The following is a 10,674-nucleotide window of genomic DNA, read 5'->3' on the forward strand; positions in this document are numbered from 1 at the left end:
GCGGGCCGTGGCGGTGCGTCGAGCCCGTCGCCAGTCGGACGTACTGCCGTCCCTTCTGCGTTCTACGGGGCAGAGACGCAGTACGCGACGGGCTTCGACGCACCGCCACGGCCCGCTCCGGGTGGATCGCCTCCATCCGCCGGTGGTCGCGGACGGCACGCTTTCGGCCGGTCGTGGTCGCGAACCGTTATAGAAACCGCTCACTGAAACGGCTGCTCGGGAGTCACTCGTTCCACTACTGTTTCACCGTTCACACACCCGGCCATCGCAGCCGTGGTCGCCCATTCGGGCGCCGCTGGAGGAACAGCGCATGCCAGACAACAAGTCCCGGCCTTCCCAGGAGCGTCCCTGGGAGAACGGCTGGGCCCCGGACACCACCCGGGCACCCGGAACGCGACGACTCTGGCTGGCCGGCGTCCTCGCCGTGGCCACCGTCGTCGCGTGCGTCGCCACCATCTCCCTCGCGGACAAGCCTTCTGACGTGAAGTCAGCTGCCGGTGAGGAACGGACCACCTCCGACAAGGAGACCTCGTCGGGGCTCATCTCCTTCGCCTCGCCCACGGTGAGCGGGTCGCCCTCGGCTTCGGCCACGAAGGGGAGCGCCTCGCCGTCCGCGTCGGCCTCCGCTTCTGCTCCGCCTTCGCCTTCGCCTTCGTCCAACGGCGGTTCGTCCGCTTCGCCTTCTCCGTCGGCGTCGGCCGCCGGGGGCGGTTCCGATCCGAAACCCGTGGTCGTGCGGCGGTCGATACGGTCCATCAACTATCCCGACCGTTACTGGCGGGTCGGCGGCGGGCAGGTGCGGCTCGAGGCGGCCGGGGGGTCCGAGTTCCGTGAGGACGCCACGTTCGTCGTGGTCAAGGGCCTTGCCGACAGCTCCTGCTCCACCTTCGTCACGTCGGACGGGATGTACCTGCGCCACCGCGACTTCGTCCTGCGCCCCGAACGCAACGACGGCTCGGCGCTCTTCAAGCAGGACGCCACCTTCTGCGCCGTCCCCTCCTCCCACTCCTCCGGCGCGATCATGCTGGAGTCGGTGAACTACCCTGGCCGATTCCTGCGTCACAGGAACTTCGCCCTGCGCCTGGACGCGTACGGCTACGGCTCCAACCACCGCGAGGACTTCTCGTTCCACCTGGTGGACGGGCTGGCCTGAGCCCGCACAGACGGAAGCGGCGGCACCCGGTGGGTGCCGCCGCTCTCGTGTGTACAGGCTCAGACGTTGAAGCCCAGCGCGCGAAGCTGCTCGCGGCCGTCGTCCGTGATCTTGTCCGGGCCCCACGGCGGCATCCAGACCCAGTTGATCCGCAACTCGTTGACCAGGCCGTCCGTCGCGGACTTCGCCTGGTCCTCGATGACGTCCGTCAGCGGACAGGCCGCGGAGGTCAGGGTCATGTCGATCGTCGCGATGTTCGCGTCGTCGATGTGAATGCCGTAGATCAGCCCGAGGTTGACGACATCGATGCCCAGTTCGGGGTCGACGACGTCGTACAGCGCCTCGCGGACCTCGTCCTCGGAGGCCGGCTTCATCTCAACGGTCTCGCTCATGCCGTCTTCCTTTCGGCCTCGGCGCCCAGCGCCTGGGCCGTCGCGTCCTTCCACGCCATCCAGCTCAGGAGGGCGCACTTGACCCGTGCCGGGTACTTGGAGACGCCGGCGAACGCGATCGCGTCCTCCAGCACCTCCTCCATCGCGTCGTCCGGCTCGACCCGCCCCTTGGACTGCATCAGTTCCAGGAAGGTCTCCTGGATCTTCTGCGCCTCGGACAGTTCCTTGCCGACCAGCAGGTCGTTCAGCACGGAGGCCGATGCCTGGCTGATGGAGCAGCCCTGGCCCTCGTATGAGACGTCCTTGATGGTCGTGCCGTCGTACTTCACGCGCAGGGTGATCTCGTCACCGCACGTCGGGTTGACGTGGTGCACCTCGGCGTCGCCGTCCCGGAGACCGCGCCCGTGCGGGTGCTTGTAGTGGTCCAGGATGACTTCCTGGTACATCGAATCAAGCTTCACGACAGCTAACCTCGCGTCCCGTCTTCCGTTGCTCAGCCGAAGAAGTTCCGTACGTGCTCCAGGCCCTCGACCAACGCGTCGATCTCGGCAGGCGTGGAGTACAGATAGAACGACGCTCGCGTGGTCGCGGGAATTCCGTAGCGCAGGCATACCGGGCGCGCGCAGTGGTGTCCGACGCGGACCGCGATGCCCTGCTCGTCGAGGACCTGGCCCACGTCGTGCGGGTGGATGTCGCCGAGCGTGAAGGAGATCGCGGCGCCGCGCTCCTCGGCCGTGGCCGGGCCGATGATCCGCAGGCCGGGGACCTCGCCGAGGCGCTTCACCGCGTACTCGGTGATCGCGTGCTCATGGGCGAGGATCTTGTCCATGCCGATCGCGGACAGGTAGTCGATCGCCGCGCCCAGACCGACCGCCTGAGCGATCGGCGGGGTGCCCGCCTCGAACTTGTGGGGAGCGGGCGCGTAGGTCGAGGAGTGCATCGACACCGTCTCGATCATCTCGCCGCCGCCCAGGAAGGGGGGCAGGTCCTCCAGCAGTTCCTGGCGGCCCCAGAGGACGCCGATGCCGGTCGGACCGCACATCTTGTGGCCGGTGAAGGCCACGAAGTCGGCCTGGAGGGCCTGCACGTCCATCGGCATGTGCGGCGCGGCCTGCGAGGCGTCGATGCACACCAGTGCGCCGACCTCCTGCGCGCGGCGCACTATCGCCTCGACCGGGTTGATCGTGCCCAGGATGTTCGACACCAGCACGAAGGAGACGATCTTCGTCTTCTCGGTGATGATCTCGTCGATGTTGGACAGGTCGAGGCGGCCGTCGTCGGTGAGGCCGAACCACTTCAGCTTCGCGCCGGTGCGCTGCGACAGCAGCTGCCACGGCACGATGTTGGAGTGGTGCTCCATCTCCGTGATGACGATCTCGGTCTCGGCGTCCACGCGGTAGGGCTCGTCGGCCCAGCCCAGCATGTTCGCGACCAGGTTCAGCGACTCCGAGGCGTTCTTGGTGAAGATGACCTCGTCGCGGCTGGGCGCGTTGATGAACTCCGCGACCTTGTCACGCGCACCCTCGTACAGTGCCGTGGCCTCCTCGGCGAGCACATGCACACCGCGGTGGACGTTGGCGTTGTACCGCTCGTAGTAGCCACTGAGTGCGTCCAGCACCTGGCGCGGCTTCTGCGAGGTCGCCGCGTTGTCCAGGTACACGAGCTTCCGGTCGTCGTGGACCATGCGGTCCAGGATCGGGAAGTCCTTGCGGATCGCCTCGGTGTCGAGGAGGCCCGGCAGCTGTGTCACGCTGATGCGCCACCCTTCGTGTAAACCTCGTAGCCCTCGTTCTCCAGCTTGTCGGCCAGCTCCGCGCCGCCGGACTCGACGATGCGGCCCGCGGAGAAGACGTGGACGTGGTCGGGCTTGATGTAGCGCAGGATGCGCGTGTAGTGCGTGATCAGCAGGGTGCCGACCTCACCGCTCTCACGGACGCGGTTCACGCCTTCGGAGACGACGCGCAGGGCGTCGACGTCCAGGCCGGAGTCGGTCTCGTCGAGGATCGCGATCTTCGGCTTGAGCAGCTCCAGCTGAAGGATCTCGTGGCGCTTCTTCTCACCGCCGGAGAAGCCCTCGTTGACGTTGCGCTCGGCGAAGGCGGGGTCCATGTTGAGGCGCTCCATGGCCTCACGGACCTCCTTCACCCAGGTACGCAGCTTGGGGGCCTCGCCACGGATGGCGGTGGCGGAGGTGCGCAGGAAGTTGGAGACCGAGACGCCGGGGACCTCGACCGGGTACTGCATCGCGAGGAACAGGCCGGCGCGGGCGCGCTCGTCGACGGACATCTCCAGGACGTCCTCGCCGTCGAGGGTGACGGTGCCCCCGGTGATCGTGTACTTCGGGTGACCCGCGAGCGAGTAGGCGAGGGTGGACTTGCCGGAGCCGTTGGGGCCCATGATGGCGTGCGTCTCGCCCTGCTTCACGGTCAGGTCGACACCCTTGAGGATCTCCTTCGTGGCGTTGTCGGCCTCGACGGTGACGTGCAGGTCTCGGATTTCAAGCGTTGCCATGGGTGCCTCAGGACTCCTGGGTGAGGGAGACGAGCACGTCGTCCCCTTCGATCTTTACGGGGTATACGGGGACGGGGCGCGTCGCGGGAAGGCCGGACGGCTTGCCGGTGCGGAGGTCGAACGCGGAGCCGTGCAGCCAGCACTCGATCTGACAGTCCTCCACCTCGCCCTCGGAGAGCGAGACGTTCGCGTGCGAGCAGATGTCGTGGATGGCGAACACCTCCCCCTCGGTCTTCACGACCGAGACCGGCGTGCCGTCGAGTTCCACCCGTTTCGGGGTGTCCTCCTCCAGCTCGCTCAGCCCACAGGCGCGTACGAAGGCCATCAGACCGCGGCCTCCAGCTCTTCGTCGATCTTCACGAGGAGACGCTCTTCGATGTCGTCGACACCGATCTGCTGCACCAGCTCGGCGAAGAAGCCGCGCACCACCAGGCGGCGGGCGTCGTGGGCGGCGATGCCACGGGCCATCAGGTAGAACAGCTGCTCGTCGTCGAAGCGGCCGGTCGCCGAGGCGTGGCCGGCGCCGACGATCTCGCCGGTCTCGATCTCCAGGTTGGGCACGGAGTCGACGCGGGCGCCGTCGGTCAGAACCAGGTTGCGGTTCATCTCGTAGGTGTCCGTGCCCTCGGCCGTGGCCTCGATCAGCACGTCGCCGATCCACACCGCGTGCGCCCCGTCGCCCTGGAGGGCGCCCTTGTAGGCGACGTTGGACTTGCAGTGCGGGGTGTTGTGGTCGACGAGGAGACGGTGCTCCTGGTGCTGGCCCGCGTCGGTGAAGTAGAGGCCGAACAGCTCGGCCTCGCCGCCGGTGCCGGCGTAGGCGATGCGCGGGTGCAGCCGGACGAGGTCGCCGCCGAAGGTGACGACGAAGGACTTGAAGGTGGCGTCGCGGCCGATCAGCGCGTTGTGCTGGCCCACGTGCACGGCCTTGTCGTCCCAGTCCTGGACGGAGACGACGGTCAGCTTGGCGCCGTCCCCGAGGATGTAGTCGACGTTGGCGGCGAGCACGGCGTCACCGGTGTGGTCGATGACGACGACGGCCTCGGCGAAGGCTCCCAGTTCGACGACCTGGTGGCCGTAGGCGACCCCGCCCTGGCCGTGCACGGCGATGCGGATGGGCTCGGTGAGGACCGTCTCCTTGGGGACGGTGACGACACCGGCCTTCTCGAACGCCGAGTACGCCTGGGCGGCGACGCGGTCCACGGGAGTGCCCGCCCGGCCGAGACGCGCGTCGTCACGGCCGACGGTCTCGACGACGACACCCTCGGGGGCGTCGATGTCGACCTTCACGCCCTCGCCGGTGGCGACCGCGGTGCCGTCGTGCAGGCCACGCAGCCGCTCCAGCGGGGTGAACCGCCACTCCTCCTCACGGCCGTGCGGGACCGGGAAGTCCGCCACGTCGAAGGAGGGGGGCGCGCTCATGCGCGTAGCGACGGTGGACTCTGCGGCCACCGCGATCTGGCCGGCGGTGGTGGATCCCACCGGGATGTTCTGAGCCTCAGCCATGGCTGTCGGTCTGCTCTCTTCCTACGTCAGAAATCTGGCGACTGCATCGGGCGGCGGGTCTTAACCGACCGCGCCCTCCATCTGCAGCTCGATCAGCCGGTTGAGCTCCAGCGCGTACTCCATCGGCAGCTCCTTGGCGATGGGCTCGACGAAGCCGCGCACGATCATGGCCATCGCCTCGAACTCGGTCAGACCACGGCTCATCAGGTAGAAGAGCTGGTCGTCGGAGACCTTGGAGACGGTTGCCTCGTGGCCCATGGACACGTCGTCCTCGCGGACGTCCACGTACGGGTACGTGTCGGAGCGGGAGATGGTGTCCACGAGCAGCGCGTCGCACAGCACGTTGGACTTGGAGCCGTGGGCGCCCTCGCCGATCTCCACCAGACCACGGTAGGAGGTCCGGCCGCCACCGCGGGCGACGGACTTCGACACGATGTTGGACGAGGTGTTCGGCGCCATGTGGACCATCTTGGAGCCGGCGTCCTGGTGCTGGCCCTCGCCCGCGAAGGCGATGGACAGGGTCTCGCCCTTGGCGTGCTCGCCCATCAGGTAGACGGCCGGGTACTTCATCGTCACCTTGGAGCCGATGTTGCCGTCGATCCACTCCATGGTCGCGCCCTCGTAGGCGACGGCGCGCTTGGTGACCAGGTTGTAGACGTTGTTCGACCAGTTCTGGATGGTCGTGTAACGGCAGCGGGCGTTCTTCTTGACGATGATCTCGACGACGGCGCTGTGCAGCGAGTCCGACTTGTAGATCGGGGCCGTACAACCCTCGACGTAGTGCACGTAGGCACCCTCGTCGACGATGATCAGGGTCCGCTCGAACTGGCCCATGTTCTCCGTGTTGATACGGAAGTAGGCCTGGAGCGGGATCTCGACGTGCACGCCCTTCGGCACGTAGATGAAGGAGCCGCCGGACCACACCGCGGTGTTCAGCGACGCGAACTTGTTGTCGCCGACCGGGATGACGGTCCCGAAGTACTCCTTGAACAGCTCCGGGTGCTGCTTGAGAGCGGTGTCGGTGTCGAGGAAGATGACGCCCTGCTCCTCCAGGTCCTCGCGGATCTGGTGGTAGACGACCTCGGACTCGTACTGGGCCGCGACACCGGCGACGAGGCGCTGCTTCTCCGCCTCGGGGATGCCGAGCCGGTCGTACGTGTTCTTGATGTCCTCGGGCAGGTCCTCCCAGGACTCCGCCTGCTTCTCCGTGGAACGCACGAAGTACTTGATGTTGTCGAAGTCGATGCCCGAGAGGTCCGAGCCCCAGTTCGGCATGGGCTTCTTCTCGAACAGGCGCAGGCCCTTGAGACGGAGCTTGGTCATCCACTCCGGCTCGTTCTTCTTCGACGAGATGTCGCGGACGACGTCCTCGTTGATGCCGCGCTTCGCAGAGGCGCCGGCCGTGTCGGAGTCGGCCCAGCCGTATTCGTACTTACCCAGGCCCTCGAGTTCGGGGTGGGCAGTCTCCGTGGGGAGAGTCATGCGGGGTTCCTCCCGGCCGTGCTTGCAGATGCGATATCAGGGGCGTGATCAGTGCTGGGGTCAGCGGGGTGATCAGCGGTAGGGGAAATCTTGGGGATGTACGTCGTACAGACGCCGTCGCCGTGCGCGATCGTCGCCAGCCGCTGGACGTGCGTTCCGAGCAGCTGGGAGAAGATCTCGGTCTCCGCCTCGCAGAGCTGCGGGAACTTCTCCGCGACGTGGGCGACGGGGCAGTGGTGCTGGCACAGCTGTTCGCCGACCGGTGCGCTGCGTGCCGTTGCAGCGTACCCGTCCGCACTCAGGGCCTTGGCCAGGGCCTGGGTGCGCTGGTCGGGGGCGGCGGCCTCGATCGCCTCGCGGTAACCGGTGGCCTGTTCGGCGATCCTGGCGCGAGCGAAGGCGACGACGGCCTCGTCCCCGCCGAAGCGCTCCTGGATGAAGCGCAGGGCGTCCGCGGCGAGCTTGTCGTAGGACTGGTCGAAGGCGTCGCGGCCACAGTCGGTGAGGGCGAAGACCTTCGCGGGACGCCCGCGCGTCCGCGCTCCGTACACCCGCTGCTCGCGTGCTTCCACGACGTCGTCGGCGACCAGCGCGTCCAGGTGCCGGCGTACGGCCGCCTGGGTGAGCCCCAGCCGTCCGGCCAGGTCGGCGACGGTCGACGGCCCATGGTCCAGGATGGAGCGTGCGACGCGGTTGCGCGTGGAGCGCTCACCGGTCGCCAGCTCTTCCTGAGGGGTCCCCGTGGGGGTCACCCGAGCCTCGCCGACGTTTTTCACAACGCCATTGTTGCGTAATTCATCAGGGGCAGGCAAGCCGCGTCCGGATCACCGGTCGGTGCCCTGCGTCACTTAGGTTTACCTAATTTGACCTGCGCGAACGATCTTTGATCGATCAAACCGGTCGCGCCGGTGAACCCCGTCCGGAAGACTCCACGACCATGCCCACACCCCCTCCCACCGGCCCTCTTGTCACCCGGGACACCCTCGCGAGCGACCTGCGCACCCTAGGGGTCGAACCCGGCGAAATCCTCCTCGCGCACTCCTCCCTCAGCGCCCTCGGCTGGGTCTGCGGAGGGGCTGTCGCGGCCGTCCAGGGACTGCTCGACGCGCTCGGCCCGGACGGCACCCTCGTGGTCCCCACCCAGTCCGGCGACCTCTCGGACCCCTCCCACTGGGGAAACCCGCCGGTCCCCCGAGCCTGGTGGGACACGATCCGCGCCACCATGCCCGCCTACGACCCCCTCGTCACCCCCAGCCGCGGGGTCGGCGTGATCCCGGAGACCGTACGGACCTGGCCGGGCGCCCTGCGCAGCGCCCATCCGCAGACCTCGTTCGCGGCGCTCGGCCCGCGCGCGGCGGAGGTGACCGAGGGCCATGCCCCTGACTGCCGGCTCGGCGAACGCAGCCCGCTCGCCCGGCTGGAGGCGCTCGGCGCCCGGGTGCTGCTGCTGGGCGCCGGCTACGACACCTGCACCAGCTTCCACCTGGCCGAGTACCGGATACCGGCGCCGCGGGTGGGGTCCGGGCGGCCGGGACCCGAGGGCTGGGAGGTGGTGAGCGAGGTGTCGATCGATGCGGACCGGTTCGACGAGCTGGGCCACGACTTCGAACGGGACCGGCCCGTCGTCCGCGCGAAGGTGGGCGCGGCCGACGCCCGGCTGTTCCCGGTGGCGGACGCGGTGGCCTACGCCGAGCGGTGGCTGCCCCTGCACCGCTCCCGCGCGGAGGAGGTCTGAGCGCGGACGCTGCCCGGCGGTGGCGGCTTCTCGCCCCCGCCGGTCCGGGCGTCCGTTCGCGAACCTAGACTCTGGACCCATGCGAATGGAGCCCGTGGTCCAGGTCCAGGCCCTGGTGAAGCGGTACGGCACGAAGACCGCGGTGGACGGCCTCGACCTGGTGGCGAAGGCGGGCGTGACGGCCGTGCTCGGTCCCAACGGCGCGGGCAAGACGACGACCGTCGAGATCTGCGAGGGCTACCGGAAGCCGGACTCCGGCACCGTCCGTGTGCTCGGCCTCGATCCGGTGGGACAGGCCTCGGACCTGCACCCCCGGATCGGTGTGATGCTCCAGTCCGGGGGCGTCTACTCCGGCGCGCGGGCCGACGAGATGCTGCGGCACGTCGCCAGGCTGCACGCGCATCCGCTGGACGTGGACGCGCTCATCGAGCGGCTGGGCCTGGGAAGTTGCGGCCGCACGACGTACCGGCGGCTGTCGGGGGGCCAGCAGCAGCGCCTCGCGCTCGCGATGGCCGTCGTGGGGCGCCCGGAGCTGGTGTTCCTGGACGAGCCGACCGCGGGTCTCGACCCGCAGGCCCGCCGCGCCACCTGGGACCTGGTCCGTGACCTGCGCACGGACGGCGTCTCGGTCATCCTGACCACCCACCACATGGACGAGGCCGAGCAGCTCGCCGACGACGTCGCGATCATCGACGCGGGCACGGTCATCGCACAGGGCTCCCCCGAGGAGCTGTGCCGCGGCGGCGCCGAGAACACGCTCCGGTTCAGCGGCCGTCCCGGCCTGGACGTGGTCTCCCTGCTCAAGGCGCTGCCCGCCGACAGCGCCGCCGCCGAACTGGCACCGGGCTCGTACCGGATCATCGGCAAGGTGGACCCGCAGATGCTGGCGACGGTGACCTCGTGGTGCGCGCAGCACGGGGTGATGCCGGACCGGATCTCCGTGGAGCGGCACACACTCGAAGACGTCTTTTTGGAGCTGACCGGCAAGGAGCTGCGTTCATGACGGCGACCGGCACGTACGCGCCGAAGCCGGGGGCCGCGCCCCTGCCTCGCATGATCAGGGCCCAGGCGGCGCTGGAGACGAGGATGCTCCTGCGCAACGGTGAGCAGTTGCTGCTCACCGTGGTGATCCCGACGCTGCTGCTGGTGCTGTTCAGTTCGGTGGACATCATCGACACGGGCGCCGGCGAGGCCGTCGACTTCCTGACCCCCGGCATCCTCGCGCTCGCCGTGATGTCGACGGCGTTCACGGGGCAGGCCATCGCGACCGGCTTCGAGCGCCGTTACGGCGTCCTCAAGCGGCTGGCGGCCTCCCCGCTCCCCCGCTGGGGACTGATGACCGCGAAGACGCTCGCCGTGCTGGTCACGGAGGTACTCCAGATCGTCCTGCTGACCGTGATCGCGTTCGCGCTGGGCTGGTCGCCGCAGGGCAACCCGTTCGCCGTCGTGCTGCTGCTGGTCCTCGGCACGGCGGCCTTCTCGGGGCTCGGTCTCCTCATGGCGGGCACGCTGAAGGCGGAGGCCACGCTGGGCGCGGCCAACCTGGTGTTCCTGCTGCTGCTGGTGGGCGGCGGGGTGATCGTGCCGCTGGACAAGTTCCCCTCGGGCGTCCAGGACGTGCTCGGGCTGCTGCCGATCTCGGCGCTGTCGGACGGGCTGCGGGACGTGCTCCAGCACGGGGCCGGGATGCCGTGGGGCGACCTGGGGATCCTCACCGTGTGGGCGGTCGTCGCTCTGGCCGCGGCCGGCCGGTTCTTCCGCTGGGAATGACCGGCCCTCCCGAGGACCCCTCGTGAATGCGTGCACAAGCGGCCCCCTACGATGGACGGCGTGCCAAACGTGACCCGCGCCGACGCCGTAGCAGCCGTGCGCAACCCCCTCGCCTTCATCGCCGC

The 10,674-nt window shown here is 68.8% G+C and carries 13 protein-coding genes; 4 read left to right on the forward strand and 9 right to left on the reverse strand.

Annotated elements, in window-relative coordinates; genetic code table 11:
* Positions 1–243 precede the first annotated feature (243 nt).
* Complete coding sequence (locus tag BZL64_RS42055) at positions 244–756, reverse strand: hypothetical protein (protein ID WP_341868834.1); 513 nt, start codon at positions 754–756, stop codon at positions 244–246.
* Between BZL64_RS42055 and BZL64_RS42060 the strand changes: the two genes are divergently transcribed.
* Positions 734–1,153 carry an AbfB domain-containing protein gene (locus BZL64_RS42060; protein WP_341868835.1) on the forward strand — a complete coding sequence of 140 codons (420 nt, stop codon included), beginning with the start codon at positions 734–736 and terminating at the stop codon, positions 1,151–1,153. The two genes, BZL64_RS42055 and BZL64_RS42060, sit on opposite strands and share 23 nt — an antisense overlap.
* 59 nt (positions 1,154–1,212) lie before the next feature.
* Here BZL64_RS42060 and BZL64_RS28860 read toward each other — a convergent pair whose 3' ends face one another.
* Genes BZL64_RS28860 through BZL64_RS28895 form a run of 8 tightly spaced genes read right to left on the reverse strand, consistent with a single transcriptional unit; the run spans position 1,213 to position 7,820 of the window.
* Positions 1,213–1,545 carry a metal-sulfur cluster assembly factor gene (locus tag BZL64_RS28860; protein WP_086772100.1) on the reverse strand — a complete coding sequence of 111 codons (333 nt, stop codon included), beginning with the start codon at positions 1,543–1,545 and terminating at the stop codon, positions 1,213–1,215.
* Positions 1,542–2,006, reverse strand: coding sequence for a Fe-S cluster assembly sulfur transfer protein SufU (gene sufU / locus BZL64_RS28865; protein WP_086772101.1), 465 nt, complete (start codon positions 2,004–2,006; stop codon positions 1,542–1,544). The genes BZL64_RS28860 and sufU overlap by 4 nt, the downstream gene beginning before the upstream one ends.
* 32 nt (positions 2,007–2,038) lie before the next feature.
* Entirely contained in the window at positions 2,039–3,295 is a 1,257-nt protein-coding gene (locus BZL64_RS28870; protein WP_086772102.1) for a cysteine desulfurase, read from the reverse strand.
* Positions 3,292–4,056, reverse strand: a complete 765-nt coding sequence (gene sufC, locus BZL64_RS28875) for a Fe-S cluster assembly ATPase SufC (protein ID WP_086772103.1) — start codon at positions 4,054–4,056, stop codon at positions 3,292–3,294. The genes BZL64_RS28870 and sufC overlap by 4 nt, the downstream gene beginning before the upstream one ends.
* A gap of 7 nt (positions 4,057–4,063) precedes the next feature.
* On the reverse strand, positions 4,064–4,381 hold the full coding sequence (locus BZL64_RS28880; RefSeq protein ID WP_086772104.1) for a non-heme iron oxygenase ferredoxin subunit: 318 nt from the start codon (positions 4,379–4,381) through the stop codon (positions 4,064–4,066).
* Positions 4,381–5,562, reverse strand: a complete 1,182-nt coding sequence (gene sufD, locus BZL64_RS28885; RefSeq protein WP_086772105.1) for a Fe-S cluster assembly protein SufD — start codon at positions 5,560–5,562, stop codon at positions 4,381–4,383. The genes BZL64_RS28880 and sufD overlap by 1 nt, the downstream gene beginning before the upstream one ends.
* A gap of 60 nt (positions 5,563–5,622) precedes the next feature.
* Positions 5,623–7,044 (reverse strand): Fe-S cluster assembly protein SufB, encoded by a 1,422-nt coding sequence (gene sufB / locus BZL64_RS28890; RefSeq protein ID WP_086772106.1) that lies wholly within the window; start codon positions 7,042–7,044, stop codon positions 5,623–5,625.
* Entirely contained in the window at positions 7,041–7,820 is a 780-nt protein-coding gene (locus tag BZL64_RS28895) for a helix-turn-helix transcriptional regulator (RefSeq protein WP_086772107.1), read from the reverse strand. Before BZL64_RS28895 ends, sufB begins: the two co-directional genes overlap by 4 nt.
* A gap of 161 nt (positions 7,821–7,981) precedes the next feature.
* Between BZL64_RS28895 and BZL64_RS28900 the strand changes: the two genes are divergently transcribed.
* The 3 genes from BZL64_RS28900 (at position 7,982) to BZL64_RS28910 (ending at position 10,549) form a co-directional block, all read left to right on the forward strand.
* Positions 7,982–8,779, forward strand: a complete 798-nt coding sequence (locus tag BZL64_RS28900; protein WP_086772108.1) for an AAC(3) family N-acetyltransferase — start codon at positions 7,982–7,984, stop codon at positions 8,777–8,779.
* 79 nt (positions 8,780–8,858) lie between these two features.
* The gene (locus BZL64_RS28905) at positions 8,859–9,782 is read left to right on the forward strand and encodes an ABC transporter ATP-binding protein (RefSeq protein WP_086772109.1); all 924 of its coding nucleotides are present in this window, start codon (positions 8,859–8,861) and stop codon (positions 9,780–9,782) included.
* Positions 9,779–10,549 carry an ABC transporter permease gene (locus BZL64_RS28910; RefSeq protein WP_086772110.1) on the forward strand — a complete coding sequence of 257 codons (771 nt, stop codon included), beginning with the start codon at positions 9,779–9,781 and terminating at the stop codon, positions 10,547–10,549. The genes BZL64_RS28905 and BZL64_RS28910 overlap by 4 nt, the downstream gene beginning before the upstream one ends.
* Positions 10,550–10,674 lie beyond the last annotated feature (125 nt).

This window comes from Streptomyces bobili, assembly GCF_002154575.1.
GTDB classification, from domain to species: domain Bacteria; phylum Actinomycetota; class Actinomycetes; order Streptomycetales; family Streptomycetaceae; genus Streptomyces; species Streptomyces bobili.